This window comes from Streptomyces narbonensis (assembly GCF_014649015.1).
In the GTDB taxonomy this organism is placed as follows: domain Bacteria; phylum Actinomycetota; class Actinomycetes; order Streptomycetales; family Streptomycetaceae; genus Streptomyces; species Streptomyces narbonensis.
The window spans coordinates 1-17,250 of sequence record NZ_BMSF01000022.1; the positions used below are offsets into that span (position 1 = coordinate 1).

General features: G+C 73.1%; 16 protein-coding genes. 10 read left to right on the top strand and 6 right to left on the bottom strand.

The window, feature by feature from the left end; all coding sequences use genetic code 11:
- The 3 genes from IE124_RS35120 to ptsP form a co-directional block, all read left to right on the top strand.
- On the top strand, nt 1–262 hold a 262-nt coding region (locus IE124_RS35120; protein ID WP_229833027.1), incomplete at its 5' end, for a hypothetical protein.
- Between the two features lie 269 nt (nt 263–531).
- Entirely contained in the window at nt 532–981 is a 450-nt protein-coding gene (locus IE124_RS30245; protein WP_189512484.1) for a PTS sugar transporter subunit IIA, read from the top strand.
- Nucleotides 982–1,061: 80 nt separating this feature from the next.
- A complete protein-coding gene (gene ptsP, locus IE124_RS30250; protein WP_189512487.1) occupies nt 1,062–2,732 on the top strand; it encodes a phosphoenolpyruvate--protein phosphotransferase in 1,671 nt (556 codons plus the stop codon).
- A gap of 76 nt (nt 2,733–2,808) precedes the next feature.
- On the opposite strand, the gene IE124_RS30255 is transcribed toward ptsP, so the two are convergent.
- Together IE124_RS30255 and IE124_RS30260 are read right to left on the bottom strand one after the other, a co-directional pair.
- On the bottom strand, nt 2,809–3,699 hold the full coding sequence (locus IE124_RS30255; RefSeq protein ID WP_189512490.1) for a DUF8829 domain-containing protein: 891 nt from the start codon (nt 3,697–3,699) through the stop codon (nt 2,809–2,811).
- Nucleotides 3,700–3,722: 23 nt separating this feature from the next.
- Complete coding sequence (locus tag IE124_RS30260; RefSeq protein ID WP_306432445.1) at nt 3,723–5,000, bottom strand: MFS transporter; 1,278 nt, start codon at nt 4,998–5,000, stop codon at nt 3,723–3,725.
- Between the two features lie 45 nt (nt 5,001–5,045).
- On the opposite strand from IE124_RS30260, the gene IE124_RS30265 reads away from it, so the two are divergent.
- The 3 genes from IE124_RS30265 (at nt 5,046) to IE124_RS30275 (ending at nt 8,407) form a co-directional block, all read left to right on the top strand.
- Nucleotides 5,046–6,365 carry an aminotransferase class I/II-fold pyridoxal phosphate-dependent enzyme gene (locus IE124_RS30265; RefSeq protein WP_189512493.1) on the top strand — a complete coding sequence of 440 codons (1,320 nt, stop codon included), beginning with the start codon at nt 5,046–5,048 and terminating at the stop codon, nt 6,363–6,365.
- Nucleotides 6,366–6,551: 186 nt separating this feature from the next.
- Complete coding sequence (locus tag IE124_RS30270; RefSeq protein WP_189512496.1) at nt 6,552–7,313, top strand: RNA polymerase sigma factor; 762 nt, start codon at nt 6,552–6,554, stop codon at nt 7,311–7,313.
- Entirely contained in the window at nt 7,310–8,407 is a 1,098-nt protein-coding gene (locus IE124_RS30275; protein ID WP_189512498.1) for a CU044_5270 family protein, read from the top strand. The genes IE124_RS30270 and IE124_RS30275 overlap by 4 nt, the downstream gene beginning before the upstream one ends.
- A gap of 76 nt (nt 8,408–8,483) precedes the next feature.
- Here IE124_RS30275 and IE124_RS30280 read toward each other — a convergent pair whose 3' ends face one another.
- Entirely contained in the window at nt 8,484–10,454 is a 1,971-nt protein-coding gene (locus tag IE124_RS30280) for an acetoacetate--CoA ligase (protein WP_189512501.1), read from the bottom strand.
- Nucleotides 10,455–10,668: 214 nt separating this feature from the next.
- On the opposite strand from IE124_RS30280, the gene IE124_RS30285 reads away from it, so the two are divergent.
- Nucleotides 10,669–13,032: a glycoside hydrolase family 31 protein gene (locus IE124_RS30285; protein ID WP_189512504.1), complete on the top strand. Its 2,364-nt coding sequence runs from the start codon at nt 10,669–10,671 to the stop codon at nt 13,030–13,032.
- 33 nt (nt 13,033–13,065) lie between these two features.
- Here IE124_RS30285 and IE124_RS30290 read toward each other — a convergent pair whose 3' ends face one another.
- A complete protein-coding gene (locus IE124_RS30290; protein WP_189512701.1) occupies nt 13,066–13,566 on the bottom strand; it encodes an NUDIX domain-containing protein in 501 nt (166 codons plus the stop codon).
- A 62-nt stretch (nt 13,567–13,628) separates the two neighbouring features.
- Here IE124_RS30290 and IE124_RS30295 point away from each other — a divergent pair, with 62 nt between their 5' ends.
- The 3 genes from IE124_RS30295 (at nt 13,629) to IE124_RS30305 (ending at nt 16,196) form a co-directional block, all read left to right on the top strand.
- Entirely contained in the window at nt 13,629–14,450 is an 822-nt protein-coding gene (locus tag IE124_RS30295; protein ID WP_189512507.1) for a M15 family metallopeptidase, read from the top strand.
- Nucleotides 14,451–14,538: 88 nt separating this feature from the next.
- Nucleotides 14,539–15,012: a Zn-ribbon domain-containing OB-fold protein gene (locus IE124_RS30300; RefSeq protein WP_189512510.1), complete on the top strand. Its 474-nt coding sequence runs from the start codon at nt 14,539–14,541 to the stop codon at nt 15,010–15,012.
- A gap of 26 nt (nt 15,013–15,038) precedes the next feature.
- Nucleotides 15,039–16,196: a lipid-transfer protein gene (locus IE124_RS30305; RefSeq protein ID WP_229833038.1), complete on the top strand. Its 1,158-nt coding sequence runs from the start codon at nt 15,039–15,041 to the stop codon at nt 16,194–16,196.
- Between the two features lie 33 nt (nt 16,197–16,229).
- On the opposite strand, the gene IE124_RS30310 is transcribed toward IE124_RS30305, so the two are convergent.
- Both IE124_RS30310 and IE124_RS30315 read right to left on the bottom strand, forming a co-directional pair.
- Nucleotides 16,230–16,835: a GTP-binding protein gene (locus tag IE124_RS30310; RefSeq protein WP_189512515.1), complete on the bottom strand. Its 606-nt coding sequence runs from the start codon at nt 16,833–16,835 to the stop codon at nt 16,230–16,232.
- Nucleotides 16,816–17,241 carry a DUF742 domain-containing protein gene (locus IE124_RS30315; protein ID WP_189512518.1) on the bottom strand — a complete coding sequence of 142 codons (426 nt, stop codon included), beginning with the start codon at nt 17,239–17,241 and terminating at the stop codon, nt 16,816–16,818. The genes IE124_RS30310 and IE124_RS30315 overlap by 20 nt, the downstream gene beginning before the upstream one ends.
- Nucleotides 17,242–17,250: the final 9 nt, after the last annotated feature.

Below are 17,250 nucleotides of genomic sequence, written 5' to 3' on the forward strand. Positions count from 1 at the left end.
ATCAACTAATCTGGCGTTGATTTTTGGCACGCTGTTGAGTTCTCAAGGTGCGGACGCTTCCTTCGTACTCACCCTCGCGGGCTTTCCTCCGGGCTTTTCCTCGGTATTTCGTGTTTCCAGCCTAGCAGATCCGATTTCTCGTTTCTGCCACCCGCTGGAGCGGGGTGTCGGGGCGGAATTCGCTTTCGCGTTTCCCGTTCCCGGCGGGGTCAAACATTACCAGGCTTTCTCGGTCCCCCTGACCACTCCCCCGGCGAGCTGACGCACGCAGAGGTGTAGACCACTGGGGTTAGGATCTGGCTTGATAGGTGCTGCCGACCCGCGACCCAAAGCCGCGTTGGGGTCAGGCAGGAGTACGACAGTACATCCCACCGTCAGTAGAGGCAAATCGTTTCGGGGTAGTCCTAGGCCCGCCCAACTGGTACGTCTCGTGCGGAACTAGGACTTCTTATGACTTACGCTTCTGAACAGTACGCCGTCCAGGACAGGTAGTGACGGCGCCACACAATCTCCGCCCCTGGGAGGCTTCCCATGACAACCGTGACGTCGCCGCTTGCTGGACGCGCCATCGGTCTCGCCGCAGTTCCCGACCCGGTCTTCTCCGGTGCGATGGTCGGTCCCGGTACCGCCATCGATCCCGTGCGTGAGGCCTCGGAGGCGGTGTCCCCTCTCGACGGGGTCATCGTCTCCATGCACCCGCACGCTTTCGTCGTCGTCGACAGTGAGGGGCACGGCGTGCTCACCCACCTCGGCATCGACACCGTTCAGCTCAACGGGCAGGGCTTCGAGCTGCTCGTCAACAAGGGTGACACCGTGACGCGCGGACAGGCCGTCGTGCGCTGGAACCCCGCTGAGGTCGAGGCCGCCGGCAAGTCCCCCATCTGTCCCATCGTGGCCCTGGAGGCCACCGCGGACTCGCTCTCCGGCCTCGTCGAGGACGGCGACGTGAAGGCCGGCGACCAGCTCTTCGGCTGGAGCTGAGCCCGATCGTCCTCGTGACGACCGCGAGTTCGACATTCAACGCGGCGGCCGGGGCCGTCGCTCAATCGGAGACGGGTGAGATGGAGACAACGCTGCGAGGCGTCGGCGTCAGCCACGGTGTGGCTATCGGCGAGGTCCGGCACATGGGCACGGCGGTTCTCGAGCCGCCGGCCAAGCAGATTCCGGCCGACGAGGCGGAGCGCGAACAGGGGCGCGCCCGCCAGGCGGTGGAAGCTGTGGCCGCGGACCTGAACGCGCGAGGCAATCTCGCCGGCGGTGAGGCCCAGGCGGTGCTCGAGGCTCAGGCGATGATCGCGCAGGACCCGGAGCTCATCGCCGACGTCGATCGCCGGATCGCGGTCGGCAGCACGGCTGAGCGCGGTATCTACGACGCGTTCTCGCACTACCGGGAGCTGCTCGCGGGCGCCGGTGAGTACATGGCCGGCCGCGTCGCCGACCTGGACGACGTACGGAACCGGATCGTCGCCCGGCTGCTCGGTGTCCCGATGCCGGGTGTGCCGGACAGCGACGAGCCGTACGTGCTGATCGCGCGGGACCTCGCGCCCGCCGACACCGCGCTGCTCGACCCGACGCTCGTGCTCGGCTTCGTCACGGAGGAGGGCGGGCCGACCAGCCACAGCGCGATTCTCGCGCGGGCGCTCGGTGTGCCCGCCATCGTCGCGCTGCCGGGCGCCGGTGAGCTTGCCGAGGGGACGCTCATCGCGGTCGACGGTTCGACCGGTGAGATCTTCGTCGACCCGAGCGAGGAGAAGAAGGCGGAGCTGACGCAGGCCGCCGCAGCGCGGAAGGCCGCGCTGGCCTCGTCCAGTGGTCCCGGTGCGACCTCGGACGGGCACAAGGTGCCGCTGCTCGCCAATGTCGGTGGTCCGGCGGACGTGCCGGCCGCTGTGGAGGCGGGAGCGGAGGGCGTCGGTCTGTTCCGGACCGAGTTCCTCTTCCTTGACGACAGCAAGCAGGCTCCGTCCGAGGAGAAGCAGTTCGAGGCGTACCGCAAGGTCCTCGAGGCGTTTCCCGAGGGCCGTGTCGTCGTGCGTGTGCTCGACGCGGGTGCGGACAAGCCGCTGGACTTCCTGACGCCGGCGGACGAGCCGAACCCGGCGCTGGGTGTGCGTGGGCTGCGGTCGCTGCTCGATCACCCGGAGGTGCTGCGGACGCAGCTGACCGCGCTGGCGAAGGCGGCCGAGGGGCTGCCCGTGTACCTCGAGGTCATGGCTCCGATGGTGGCCGACCGTACGGACGCGAAGGCCTTCGCCGACGCGTGCCGTGAGGCCGGGCTGCGGGCGAAGTTCGGTGCGATGGTCGAGATTCCCTCGGCCGCGCTGCGGGCGCGCTCGATCCTGCAGGAGGTCGAGTTCCTGTCGTTGGGTACCAACGACCTCGCGCAGTACACCTTCGCCGCCGACCGTCAGGTCGGTGCGGTGTCGCGGCTCCAGGACCCTTGGCAGCCCGCGCTGCTCGACCTCGTCGCGTTGTCCGCCGAGGCGGCCAAGGCCGAGGGCAAGAGCTGTGGTGTGTGTGGTGAGGCCGCTTCGGATCCTCTGCTCGCCTGTGTGCTGACGGGTCTCGGTGTCACCTCCCTGTCTATGGGCGCTGCGTCGATTCCCTATGTCCGGGCGACGCTGGCCAAGTACACGCTGGCGCAGTGCGAGCGGGCCGCTGCGGCGGCCCGTGCCGCGGACACCGCGCACGAGGCGCGGCTCGCAGCGCAGGCGGTGCTGTCCGGGGAGTGATCCCGGGCCTTCGCTGACGTAGGGATCGGAGGGGCTTCCCGTCATTGGTGGCGGGGAGCCCCTTCGGCGTACCCGGTCAGTGGTGGGTGGGCCACTCGTCGTCGGGGTCGGGGGCGAGGGGGAAGCCGGCGTTGTAGTCGACGCCGGGCTCCGGGGAGAGGGGTTCTCCTGTGCGGGCGTCGGTGCAGTAGGCGGCGAAGACCTCTGCTGCGGTGAGGGGTGTCAGGGTGCCGTCGGTGAGGCGCCAGCCGTGGAGACGGTCGGGGGCGTCGGGGTCCATGGTGCGCAGGACGAGTCCGCCGGGTGTCGCGAGGGCGATGCCTGCCGCCAGGACCGCGGTGAACTCCGTCGCCTCCGGGCCGGCGGGGTCGGTGTCGTCGTCGGCGCGGAGGACTGCAAGGAGTTGGTCCTCGCCGGCGGGGACGCTGCAGACGAGGTGGTGGGGGCCGGGGCCCGCTGCTTCGAGGAGGCGGGCCAGCAGGCGGGCGGCGCGGGTGAAGGCTGCCCTGCCCATGTCCTTGCCGCAGGTCGCGCAGTCGCCGGCGGTCGCGAGGACCGTGGTCGCGTACTCCCAGGTCGCGTGGCGGACCGCGGTGTCGACGAGCTCGGGCAGGAGGGTGCTGAGGGGCTGGCCGGTGTAGGTGATGCGGGCGCCCGTGGTGGCGAGGTGGGCGGTGAAGCGGCTGCGGCTCGTCGGGGTGTCGGGGTCGATCGCCGTGTCGGCGCAGTAGGCCTCGTACTCCTCGGGGTCGAAGAGGGTGACCGTGGTGTGTCCTCCCTGGGTCGCGAGGGACTTGAGGAGTGCTTCGATCTGCTGGAGGTAGGTCGTGTGGTCGTCGAAGGCGAAGGTGGTGTAGCGGCGCATGGCCGCGAAGTCGCGCGCGTCGGCGAGGAGGCCGACGGTGCTGGGGACCTCGCGGCGCAGGGCGCGGCGGAGGTTGGTCGTGGTTGTCGCGGTCCGGTTCATGCATCCCCCTGGTGACCGTCCGATCAGTGCTCACTCACCGTAACCGCCTGCGCTGACAGTGACGGTCGGGTGAGGCGTCGGCGGACCAGTCGGTTCTGGGCCGCGCAGGTCGCGACCAGGGCGGCGCCGAGGAAGGGCCAGCCCAGGGGGCCCGTCGCGACGAGTCCCGTCATGAGGAGGGGGCCGGCGAAGCGCTGGGTGGACTGGGCGAGGCCGTGGACGCCGAGGTAGGCGCCCTGGGCGTCGTCGGGGGCGAGGGCGACGGAGATCTCCCAGGAGGTGATGGTGTGGACCATCTCGGCGAAGGTGAGGGTGACGGCCGCTGTGACGAGGGCTGCGACGGAGAGGTTCGGGCCGCCCAGAGCGGAGGCCGCGACGGCGAGGGTTCCGACCGCGAAGAGCGCCGCGAGCGGGGTGTAGAGGCCGCGGGCCGCTTCGGTCGTCGCGCCGAAGCGTGAGAGCGGGACCTGGAAGACCACGACGAGGACGCTGTTGAGGACCAGCAGGAGGGGTGCGAGACCCACGGGGGCGTCGGTCGCGTGGACGATCCAGAGGGGCAGGGCGACCTGGAGGATCGAGTCGTGGAGGAAGAAGACGCCGTCGCCCGCTGTGAAGGCGAGGAATCCGCGGTCGCGCCAGGGGCTCGAGGGCTTGGCCGTGGGGGTCGCGTCGGTGGAGGCCGCGACGACGCGTGAGGGCGCGGGGGCGGGCGGCTCGGCGCAGCGGAGGGTGAGCGCCGCCATGACGAGGTAGGAGAGCGCGTCGCCGACGAGGAGGAGCTGGTAGGCGGTGGTGGAGCCGACCGCGAGTGCCGCCGCGGCTCCGAGGCCGCCCAGGGTCCAGCCGATGTTGGAGGTGGTGCGGTTGATCGCCTGGTAGCGGACGCGGTCGGGGCCTGCCACGCGGGCCGCGTAGAGCTTGGTGAGGACGTTGGTCGCGCGGTCGGGGAGCGCGCCGATCGCCGAGATCAGGACGAGGAGGGGGAAGTCGTCGGTCGTGAGGAGGGCCAGGAGGGCTGCCGCACGGAGGAGCTGGGTGCAGATGATCACGCGGACGAGGGGGAAGCGGTCCGCGAGGCGGCCTCCGAGGGGGGCGCCCGCGATGCCGAATGCCCCCGATACGGCGATGAGGAGGCCCACCTGTCCGAGGCCGAGCCCTGTGACGTAGGTGAAGTAGAGGGCCATCGCCGTGGACCAGAGGCCTGTGCCGCACTTGTCGATGAAGCCGATGACGAGCATCCGGCGGCCGTCTCTGCCGCCCGGGATGCGGTCCTTCAGTGGTGGGCGGGTCGTGCTCCTCATGGGTCCCCCTTGCACATTCTTTTGTATCGATACATAATGCGTTACGTGGCAGCACAATATGTGATCGCAGGGGCTACGGCCAAGGGGATTGCCGCGTCCGTCGAACGGGGCGTGGCCGAGGGCGGGCTCGCGCCCGGCGACGCGCTGCCGCCCGTGCGGCGGCTCGCCGACGATCTCGGGGTGAGTCCGGGGACGGTCGCGACCGCCTACAAGGAGTTGCGTCAGCGGGGGCTGATCGTCACCCGCGGCCGGGGCGGCACGGTGGTCGCCGACGTACCCTCGGTGGCCTCCCGGCGGCCCCCGCGCGTGCCCGCCGGGCTCGTCGATCTCGCCGGCGGTCATCCCGACCCCGCCTTCCTGCCGGTCCTGCGGCCGCCGTCGGCCGTCGCCCCCGTGTACGGCTCCCATCGCGCCGCGCCGCGCCTGCCGGCCCTCGAAGCACTGACCCGGGAGTGGTTCGAGCGGGACGGGGTACCCGCGGAGCACGTGACGTTCGCGCACGGCGCGCTCGACTGCATCGCGCGGCTCCTCTCGACCGAGCTGCGGCCCGGCGACGCGGTGGCCGTCGAGGACCCCGGCTTCCACCACCTGCTCGACCTCGTGCCCGCGCTCGGGCTGCGGATGGTGCCGGTCGCGGTGGACGGCGAGGGGCTCGTACCGGAATCGCTGCGGACGGCGCTGCGGGGCGGGGTGCGCGCGGTGGTGTGCAGTCCGCGCGGGCAGTGTCCGACCGGCGCGTTCTTCACGCGGTCGCGGCGGGACGAACTGGTCGCCGTGCTGCGGGAGTTCCCCGAGGTCCTCGTGGTCGAGGACGATCACAACGCCGAGGTCGGCGGGGCCGCCGCGTACACGCTCGCCGCGGCGGGGCTCGACCGGTGGGCGCAGGTGCGGACCGCGTCGAAGCACCTGGGGATCGACCTGCGCTGGGCCGGGGTCGCGTGTGACGCGGTGACGCTCGCGCGGCACGACGGGCGGATGCTGATGACCTCGGGCTGGGTCAGTCACGTACTCCAGGAGACGGTGGCCGGGCTGTTCGCCGACGGGGCCGTGGGCGAGCTGGTCGCCGCGGGCGAGGCCGCGTACGCGGAACGGCGCGCGGCGCTGATCGGGGCGCTCGGCGTGTACGGGATCCGTGCCGTGGGGGCGAGCGGGCTGAACGTGTGGGTGCCTGTGCGGGACGAGTCCGCCGTGGTCAACGGGCTGCGGACGCAGGGCTGGTGGGTCGCTGCGGGCGCGCGGTTCCGGATCGTCGCTCCGCCGGCCGTCCGCATCACGGCGGCGGCGCTCGCGCCGGCCGACGCGGTGCTGCTCGCCGCGGACTTCGCCGGGGTCCTCGGGGACTCGGAGGCCACGTACGGGGGGTGAAGCGGAGCGGAGGGGGATGGATGCGCGGAGCCCCAGGGCTGGTCTGTCTCCAGCCGGGGCTCCTTGATGTCCGGGGCGCATCGCGGACCGGTCCGGAGCGCCTCGCCTGCGCTGCGGCGTGCCGGTGTGGTCCACGTCACCGGAACTCGGGCGAACCGGCGCCCAGTGCCATATGTGGAATCACCTATGAGAGATCGTTTCCGCGCCGGAGACCCGGCGGCGCTGGGCGAGGCGTACGACGAGCACGCGCGGGTCCTGTACCACTACGCGTACCGGGTGTGCGGCGACCGGGCGGCGGCTGAGGACGTCGTCTCCGCCACCTTCCTGGAGGCGTGGCGCTGCCGCGGGAAGGTGCACGCCGACGGCGGGTCCCTGCGTCCGTGGCTGCTGGGCATCGCGACCAACATCATGCGCGGCGCCGCGCGGGAGGCGCGCCGGCGGGACGCGGCGCTCGCCAGACTCCCCGAGCGCGGTGTGCTGCCGGACTTCGCCGACGACGTCCTCGCCCGGATGACGGACGGCGAGCAGGTACGCGCTGCCCGGGCCGCGCTCGGCAGGCTCCGGCGCCGCGAGCGGGAGGTCTTCACGCTCGTCGTGTGGGCCGGCCTCGACTACGCGGCGGCCGGGGAGGCGTTGGGGATACCGGTCGGGACCGTACGGTCCCGGCTGTCCCGGGCGCGTGAGCGGCTTCGAAAGCTCGCCGACGCCGAACTGCGTGCGCTGCGGCGGCGACAGCGGGGCGCGGGGGCGGGGCCCGACGGGCCTTCCGTCGTCGGCCGTTCCCTCGTGCGGGCCGCGGGTGAGCGGCCCGGTCCCGAGCACGGCGCTCGCCCTGCCGGTCGACCGCCCGTCGTTCAGGCCGTTGGCCTCCCCGCCGGTCAGCCCGTCGTCCCGTCCGCCGTCCGCTCCGCCCTCGTGCCCCGAACGACCTCGGAGAACCCGTCATGAACGCCACCCGAAAGACGCACTCGACGCACTTCCCCTCGGACGAGCGCCTGCGCGGCGAGCTGGCGGAGCTGCTCCCGCCGCCGCCCGTCCCCGATCTCGAGCCCGAGCGGGAGCACGCGCTCCGGTACGCCGTCCTGCGCGACGCCCTGGCCTCCGGGCCCGCCGCGCGCCGTCCGCGTTCCGCCCGTGCCGTCCCCCGCTTCACCTGGATCGCCGCACCTGCCGCGGCCTGCGCGCTGGTGGCCGGTGTCGTCGTCCTCGCGCCGGCGGAGGCTCCCGCCGGGCCCACGGGCCGGATCGAGGCCGGGCAGCCGACGGCGCCCGACGCCGGGCGGTTGCTGTCCCGTGCCGCGCTCGCCGCCGCCGCCGCTCCGGCGCCGGACGCACGGCCCCAGGACTTCGTCTACATCAGGAGCCTGGCCGCCCACGCCGGGCGCAGCGCCGCTGGTGGCGTAGCCACGCTGTCGCCCGTCCGTCAGCGTGAGGTGTGGCTCTCCGCCGACGGCAGCCGGGCGGGCCTCCTGCGTGTGGCCGGCTCGGCCGACTCCGTGCTCTCCCCGAGCCTGCCCGTGTACGAGCTGGACCACCCGGGCGCGTCGCCGCGGCCGTCCACCCTGGGTGCCGGGGCGGCGTCCGTCACGAATCCGACGCACGCGTACGTGGCCACCCTGCCGACCGATCCCGAGGCGCTGCTGCGGCTGATCCGGGAGGAGACCCGCGGGGACGGGGGCGATGCAGATCAGCGGGCCTTCCGGGCGATCGGGACGCTGCTCGCCGAGACGTGGGCCCCTCCGAAGGTGACGTCCGCGCTGTACGAGGCCGCTGCGCGGATCCCCGGGGTCTCCCTCCTGCCGTCCGCGAAGGACGCCGCGGGGCGCGAGGGCGTCGCCGTCGCCCGTACCGCCGACGGCGAGCAGACCCAGTGGATCTTCGACCGGACCACGTCGGCGTTCCTCGGGGAGCGCACGGTGCTCGTCGAGACCACGGCCGCGGGGAAGAAGGGCACCGTGCTCGGTCTGTCGGCCGTCCTCGCCAAGGGCGCCGTCGAGCGGACCGGTGAGCGGCCGGGCGGCTCCGGCGGCCGGGCCCTGTAGGCGTGGAGGCGTCCGGTCGCGCGTGAGAGGAGGCCGGTTCCCTGTCGTGGGGGCCGGCCTCTTCTCGTGTGCCGCCTCAGGACCTGCGGGTGGCCGCCAGGGTCTCGTAGAAGTGGAGGAGACCGAGGTTGTCGACCGAGCCGGCGTTGACCGCCTTGGCCAGGGGGGTGCCCTGGAGAAGGCGCTTGACCGGGACCTCGATGCGCTTGCCGGTGAGGGTGTGGGGGACGCCCGGCACCTCGATGATGTCGTCGGGGACGTGCCGCGGGGAGAGCTCCGTGCGGATCGTCCGCTTGATGCGGGCGATCAGCTCGTCGTCCAGGGTGGCGCCGTCCACGAGGTGGACGAAGAGCGGCATCCAATACCCGCCGTCCGGCTCCTCCAGGCCGATCACCAGGGATTCGCGGATCTCCGGCAGGCGTTCGACGGCCTCATAGATATCGGCGCTCCCCATCCGCACGCCCTGACGGTTCAGGGTGGAGTCGGAGCGGCCGTGGATGACGACCGAGCCGTGGTCGGTGATCGTGATCCAGTCGCCGTGGCGCCAGACGCCCGGGAACATCTCGAAGTAGCTGTCGCGGTAGCGGCTGCCGTCGGGGTCGTTCCAGAAGTGGATCGGCATGGACGGCATGGGGTTGGTGACGACGAGCTCGCCGACCTCGCCGATCACCGGCTTGCCGGAGGGGTCCCAGGACTGGAGGTCGGTGCCGAGGCCGGCCGCCTGGAGCTCGCCGATGTGGACGGGGAGCGTGGGGACCGCGCCGGCGAAGCAGGAGCACACGTCCGTGCCGCCGCTGACGGAGGCGATCCACAGGTCCTCGCGGACCTCGTCGTGGAGCCAGCGGAAGCCGTCGGGGGGCAGCGGGGAGCCCGTGGTGGCCACGCACTTCACGGCCGAGAGGTCGAAGTCCCGGCCCGGGTGCACGTCGGCCTTCGCGCAGGCCATCACGTACGCGGCGGAGGTGCCGTACAGCGTGGCGCGGGTGCGCTCGGCGACGCGCCACTGGGCGCCGGTGTCGGGGTAGCCGGGGCTGCCGTCGTACAGGACGACGGTCGCGCCGGTGAGCAGGCCGGAGACGAGGAAGTTCCACATCATCCAGCCGGTGGAGGTGAACCAGAAGAACACGTCCTCGGGCCCGAGGTCGCAGTGGAGGCCGAGCTGCTTGACGTGCTCGACGAGGATGCCGCCCTGGGACTGGACGATGGCCTTCGGCAGGCCGGTCGTACCGGAGGAGTACAGGACCCACAGCGGGTGCGCGAACGGGACCTGCTCGTAGACCGGCTCGGCGTCGCCGGCGACGAGGTCGGCCCAGTCGAGGGTCCCTTCCGGGGCGGGGGTACCGAGGAGCGGGACGTGGACGACGGCGCGGAGGGTGGGCAGCTCGGCGCGGAGTTCGGCGACGGTCTCGCGGCGGTCGTGCTCCTTGCCGCCGTACCGGTAGCCGTCCACGGTGAAGAGGACGACCGGCTCGACCTGCTGGAAGCGGTCGAGGACGCTGCGGGCGCCGAAGTCCGGGGCGCAGGAGGTCCACACGCCGCCGACGGCGGCGGTGGCGAGGAGCGCGACGACGGACTGCGGGACGTTCGGCAGGTAGCCGCTGACGCGGTCACCGGGGCGTACGCCGATGGCGCGCAGTTCGGCGGCGAGGGAGCCGACCTGGCGGCGGAGCTCGGCCCAGGTGGTCGGCACGGGTTCATGTGTTTCGTCCACATGGAGCAGGGCCGTGTCATGGGGGCGCTCGTCGGCCGCGCGCAGGGCGTGCTCGGCATAGTTGAGGGTGGCGCCGGGGAACCACTCGGCGCCCGGCATCGAGCGGTCGCCGAGGACCCGCCCGTACGGCGTGGAGAAGCGGACGTCGAACCACTCGGCGACGGCCTGCCAGAAGGTTTCGAGCTCCTCGACCGACCAGCGGTGGAGCGCCGGGTAGCCGCCCTCGGCCGGGGCACCGTGGTGCTCGGCGGCCCAGGCCTGGAAGCGGGTGACGGCCGCGGCGGCGATGCGTTCGTCGTCCGGCTGCCAGAGCGGCTCGGTCTGCGCTGATGTCATGGTGCTGCTCCCTGGCTGTACGCGGGGTCGGCGTGTGTCCCGCGCACGTGCTGGGGTGTGCGCGTGACGCGGCTGACAGGACGATGCCATGTGATCGTCTTTCGCACCAGGTCTGCCTGCCCACGGTCGGCAAGCTGAACATGTGCTCCCACCACGGGTGAACGGATGTTGAACGGAGCTCGTATCGCTGCTGGTGGGTGGCAGGGTGATCATCATGGACGGTCGGGAACTGGTGCGTTCGATCAAGGTGTTCGGTTCGGCGCGGGGCTTGCGGACGGTGCGGGCGGCGTGGCGGCATCGTCGTACGGACGCGTGGGGGCTGCCGCCGGAGGGGGCGGAGCGGGCGCGGGTGCCGGGGCTCGCGACGGGGGCGGAGGCGCTGCCGGGCGGGGGGATCGTCCGGTTCGCGCGGTCCTCGTTGCGTATCCGTGTGTCGGCGGGCGGCGCGGTGTTCTGGGGGTGGGACGGGGCCGAGCCCCTGCCCTCGTACGCGCTGGCCGGTGAGGCGCCGGAGCCCGATCCGCGGGCCTCCCTGGAGCCGGACACGGACGGCGGGTGGCGGGTCGTCTCGGAGCGGGTGACGGTGGCGGTCTCCCGGCACGGAGCGGTGGAGGTCCGGACCCCGGGCGGGGTGATGCTGCGCCGGGACCTGCCGCCGCGCTGGTGGGAGCCGGTGGGGGCCGCGGGTGCGGAGGCGCGGTGGGTGCAGCGCAGTGAGGTGCCGGCGGACGCGCGCTTCTTCGGGCTCGGCGGGCGGGCGGCGGGGCCGCGGCTGCGGGACGGCTCGTACCGGCTGTGGAACACCGACCCCAAGGGGGGCTTCGTCCCCGGCGACGATCCGCTCTACATCACCATGCCCGTGCAGTTCGTCGTCTCGGACGCGGGGACGCACCTCGCGTTCCACGACAACTCCTGGGACGGGCAGGTCACGCTCGCCGAGGGCGAGGAGGGTGCGGGGTCGGGGCACGACCGGCCGGGGACCAGCGAGGTCCGGATGGGGGGCGGGCCGCTGCGGTGCTGGGTGGTGGTCGGCACCCCCGCGCGCGTGCTGCACGGCTGGGCCGCGCTGACGGGCGCGCCCGCGCTGCCGCCGTCCTGGGCGCTCGGGCCCCAGCACGCGCGCTGGGGGTTCGGCAGCGCGGCGGAGGTGCGGCGGGTGGTGGCCGGGTACCGGGAGCGGGGGCTTCCGCTGTCCGTCGTGCATCTGGACATCGATCACTACGACAGGCACCGGGTGTTCACGGTGGACGCGGAGCGGTTCCCGGATCTGCCGGGGCTCGCGGCGGAGCTGCGGGAGCAGGGCGTGCGACTCGTGTCGATCGTGGACCCGGCGGTGAAGGCGGAGCCGGGGAACGCCGTGTACGACGGCGGGCGGGCGGCCGGGGCGTTCGTGCGGGACGCCCGGGGCGGGGAGGTCCGCGGGGAGGTGTGGCCGGGCGAGTGCGCGTATCCGGACTTCACCGATCCGGCGGTACGGGAGTGGTGGGGCGGTCTGTACGAGGAACGGCTCCGGCAGGGCTTCTCCGGGGTGTGGCACGACATGAACGAGCCGGTGTCCTTCGTGCCCTTCGGGGACCCGACGCTGCCGCGGTCGGCGCGGCACGCGCTGGACGGGCGGGGCGGTGACCACCGTGAGGCGCACAACGTGTACGGGCTGACGATGGCCCGGGCCGGGTACGAGGGGTTGCGCCGGCTGCGGCCCGAGGAGCGGCCGTTCCTGTTCTCCCGGTCCGGCTGGGCGGGCATGCAGCGGTACGGCGGCACCTGGTCGGGGGACGTGTCGACCGGGTGGCCGGGACTGCGGGCCTCGCTCTCCCTGGTCCTGGGGCTCGGGCTGTGCGGGGTGCCTTACTCGGGGCCGGACGTGGGCGGCTTCGACGGAAGTCCGTCGCCCGAGCTGTACCTGCGCTGGATCCAGCTGGGGGCGTGGCTGCCGTTCTTCCGGACCCACTCGGCGATCGACGCGGGGCGGCGCGAGCCCTGGGAGTTCGGGCCCGAGGTCCTGGAGCACGCGCGCGTGGCGCTGGCCGAACGGGAGCGGCTGCGGCCGTACTTCGAGACGCTGGCTCGGCTCGCGCGGATGACGGGCGCGCCGTACGTCCGTCCGGTGTGGTGGGGGACGCCGGAGGACCGGGGGCTGCGCGACTGCGAGGACGCGTTCCTGCTGGGGGACGCGCTGCTGGTGGCGCCGGTCCTGACGCGGGGCGCGGACCGGCGGGCGGTGCGGCTGCCGCGCGGCCGCTGGTACGACACGGCGACGGGGCGGGCGTACGAGGGCCCGGGGCAGGTGCTCCTCGACGCGCCGCTGTCGCGGGTGCCGGTGCTGGCCCGGGCGGGGGCGGTGCTGCCGGTGCGGGGCGACGGGGACGGGCCGGCCCTGGAGGTGTGGGCGCCCGCGGCGGGGCGCACGGGTGGCGGGCTCGTCGTCCGGGACACCGGGGACGGCTGGGAGCCGGCCGAGATCGAGCGGTACCAGTCGCGGCTCGTGGACGGCCGGGTGGTGGTGGAGCGGGTCACGGACGACGGGGTGGAGCCGGTGGGGCTGCCGGTGCGGGTTCGGGGATGTGAAGGGGCGTAAGGGGAGAGTGAGGTCGGGCGTGCTCCCTTCCTCTCAGCCGTATGCCCCCGCGAACCACTTCCGTGCCGCCTCCGTGTGGAGCGGGAAGGCCAGTTGCCGTGGGCTGAGGATCAGGTGGTGGCCGCTGGTCTCGTCCGTGGGGGCCGAGGGTGGGAGGGCGGTGGCGGGGCGCGGCGGGAGGAGGCCGAAGAGGAGGAGGTGGCCGGCCGGGGAGCTCATCGCGTCGGCGAGGCGGACGTCCTCGGCGGAGGCCTGGATGCCGGTCTCCTCGCGCAGTTCCCGGGCGACGGCGGCGCGCCAGTCCTCCGCGTGGTCGATGAAGCCGCCGGGCAGGGCGATGCCGCCCTTCTGGGGCTCGATGGTGCGGGTGATGACGACGAGTCCCGTCCCCCGGTCCCCGTCCGTGACGGGGAGGAGGGCGACGGCGACGGGCAGCGGGTTGCGGTAGGCGGTGTGGCGGCAGGCCGGGCAGGTGCGGGGCCAGCCGGCGTCGGGCGTGTGCGCGGCGCCGCAGGCGGAGCAGTGGGAGTCCATCACGGGCCCGACGGTATGCGATCTCCCTTTCCCGGCGCTGCCGGAACTGATAGACGGTGCGCATGACAGGACTTGCTTCCGCTTTCCGTACCCTCGCCGTCGCCGCCGCTGCCGGGCTGCTCGCCGTGACGGGCGCCGTCGCCGCCCCCGCTCCCCCGGCCTCCGCCGCGCCGGAGCCCAAGGCCCCACGGGAGTTCGTGGCGCTGAGCTCGGTGGACCGGACGATCGTCCAGGAGATGCGCTACACGACGGCGCACAACTTCGTGGGCGAGCCGATCGACGGCTACCGGCAGCCGCTGTGCATCCTGACGCGGCCGGCCGCCGAGGCGCTGCACCGCGCGCAGGTGCGGCTGCTGGCCCGGGGCTACACCCTGAAGGTCTACGACTGCTACCGGCCGCAGCGGGCCGTCGACCACTTCGTGCGCTGGGCGAAGGATCTGGAGGACGAGCGCATGAAGGGGGAGTTCTATCCGCTCGTCGACAAGTCGAGGCTTTTCGCGGACGGTTACATCGCGGAGAAGTCCGGGCACAGCCGGGGCTCGACGGTGGACCTGACGATCGTGCGGCTGCCCGCGGTGCCCACGCGCGCGTACGTACCGGGCGAGGCGCTGACCGAGTGCTACGCGCCGCGGGTGGAGCGGTTCCCGGACAACTCCGTGGACATGGGCACCGGGTACGACTGCTTCGACACGCGCTCGCACACCGACGACCCGCGGATCCAGGGTGCGCAGCGGGCCAACCGGCAGCTCCTCAAGGGCGTGCTCGCGGAACAGGGGTTCGTGAACCTGCCCGAGGAGTGGTGGCACTTCACCTTCAAGCCTGAGCCGTTCCCGGGGACGTTCTTCGACTTCCCGGTGGCGCGGCGGTCGGTGGCCGGTCACTGAGTCTTCCCCGCCCCGGGCGCCCGTGCCACACTTCTGACGGTTCGTCAGGTCAGGGTGAGCGGTGGTACGGGTGGCTCGGGAGGGCTCGATGGCACGGACGCGCAGACCGGTGGTGGCCCGGTGGTTCACCGACGACACGGTGCCGGAGGAGGAGTTCCGGCTGCTCGGGACCCGCTGCACGGCCTGCGCCTCGGTCTTCTTCCCGCGCGAGGACGACTGGTGCCGCAATCCCGGGTGCTCCGGCGGCGGTGGGCTCGCCGAGGTGCCGCTCTCGCCGCGCGGCCGGGTCTGGTCGTACACCGACGGCCGGTACCGGCCGCCCGCCCCGTACGTCTCCGATCCGGACGCGCCCTGGGAGCCGTACACGCTCGTGGCCGTGGAGCTGGCTGCCGAGGCGATGGTGGTCCTCGGACAGGCCGCCCCCGGGGTCCGGCCGGCCGATCTCGCGGTGGGCACGGAGGTCGAGGTGGTGCCCGGTGTCCTGAACGAGGACGACCTGCACACCTGGACCACCTGGAACTGGCGGCCCGTCGCCCGGGACGAGCGGGAGGAGCGGTCGTGAACGACATCGCCGTCCTCGGGGCGGGAATGCACCCCTGGGGCAAATGGGGCCGGAGCTTCATCGGGTACGGGACGGCCGCCGCCCGCGCCGCGCTCGCCGACGCCGGTCTGGACTGGACGGACGTCGGCTCGATCGTCGGCGCGGACACCATGCGGTGCGGCTACCCCGGTTATGTGGCGGGGGCGACCTTCGCCCAGGCCCTCGGCTGGCAGGGCGCCCGGGTCACCAGCGTCTACGCCGCCTGCGCCTCGGGCGCGCAGGCCATCGGGACCGCCCGCGCCCAGATCCTGGCCGGGCTCGCGGACGTGGTCCTGGTGGTCGGCGCGGACGCGACGCCCAAGGGGTTCCTCGCCCCGTCGGGCCGCGAGCGGCCGGACGATCCGGACTGGCTGCGGTTCCGGGTGCTCGGCGCGACCAACCCCGCGTACTTCGCGCTCTACGCCCGCCGCAGGATGGCCCTGTACGGAGACACGCCCGAGGACTTCGCCCAGGTCAAGGTGAAGAACGCGGCGGCCGGCGCGCTCAATCCGCTGGCCCGCTACCGCACGCGCGTGACCGCCGAGGAGGTCGCGGCCTCCGCCGTCGTCGCCGATCCGCTGCGGCTCCTCGACATCTGCGCCACCTCGGACGGGGGCGCCGCACTCGTCCTGTCCAGCATGGATTTCGCGCGCAGGCACGGTCGGCCCGACCCGGTGCGGGTGCGCGCCGTGTCCACGGTCTCCCCCACGTACCCCAAGTCGGTGCTCGACCTGCCCGACATCGCCACCGACTCGGCGGCCGTCGTCTCCCCCGCGCCGCACGGCTTCCGCGCCTCGATCGCGCGGGCCGCGTACGAGGAGGCGGGGGTCGGGCCCGAGGACCTGTCCCTCGCCGAGGTGTACGACCTGTCCACCGCTCTGGAGCTGGAGTGGTACGAGGACATCGGGCTGTGCGGGACGGGAGAGGGCGCCAAGCTGCTGCGCGAGGGTGTCACCGCGCTGGGCGGCCGGCTGCCGGTCAACACCAGCGGTGGCCTCGCCTCCTTCGGGGAGGCCGTGCCCGCGCAGGCGATCGCCCAGGTCTGCGAGCTGACCTGGCAGTTGCGGGGGACGGCGGGCGACCGGCAGGTGCCCGGGGCCCGCGTCGGGATCACCGCGAACCAGGGGTTGTTCGGGCACGGGTCGGCGGTGGTGGCGGTGCGCTGAGCCCCCTCCGTGAGGAAGGGGCTCAGGACGGCCTCAGGTGGTCGCCGGCGCGTGGGTCCTGTCCGCGAGGACGAGGGCGTGCTGGACGACCGCCACGAGGACGTTCTTCACGGACTCCCGGTCCCGGGCGTCACACATCAGGAGCTCGACCTCGGGATCCAGGTCGAGCGCCCCGCGCACGCTCTCGGCGGGGAACCGCTGGGCGCCCTCGAAGCAGTTGACGGCGACCGTGAAGGGGATGCCGCGCCGCTCGAAGTAGTCGATGGCGGCGAAGCTGTCCTCCAGGCGCCGGGTGTCCGCGAGGACGACCGCGCCGAGCGCGCCCTGGGCGAGCTCGTCCCACAGGAACCAGAAACGGTCCTGGCCGGGCGTCCCGAACAGGTACAGGACGAGGTCCTCGCGGAGGGTGATCCGGCCGAAGTCCATGGCGACCGTGGTGGTGGTCTTGTTCTCGACGCCGTGGAGGTCGTCGACGGGCCGCCCCGCCTCACTGAGCATCTCCTCGGTGCGCAGGGGTCTGATCTCGCTGACCGCGCCCACCAGCGTCGTCTTGCCGACCCCGAACCCGCCCGCGACGAGGATCTTCAGGGTCACCGGCTCGACGAGCGGCTTCTTGCGGCTAGAGCGCCCGAAGGCCATTGATCACCTCGCGAAGGATGCTCACGTCCGGCAGCTCGGCCGGCGGAACGGGGCGGGTCACATGGACGAGTTCGTCCTCGACGAGATCGCCGACGAGGACCCGGACCACCCCGACGGGGAGGTCGAGTCCTGCGGCGAGCTCGGCGATCGACTGGGGCTGCTCGGAGCAGCGTTCGACGATCTCCACGTGTTCCGGGGAGAGCGTCTGGTCACGGCCGGGGTCGTCGGCGGCGGGCTCGGGAACCACCAGCGCGATCAGGTCGAGCCGGTGGCGGGTGGCGGCGCTGGTCCGGCCGCGGGTCATCGCGTACGGACGGACCACCGGCCCGGCGTCGGCGTCGAACCAGTGGTGGTGGCCGGGGGCCCGCCCCTCGGTCGCCTGGCTCGGCTCGGCTGCGTCACTCATGCCGTCCCA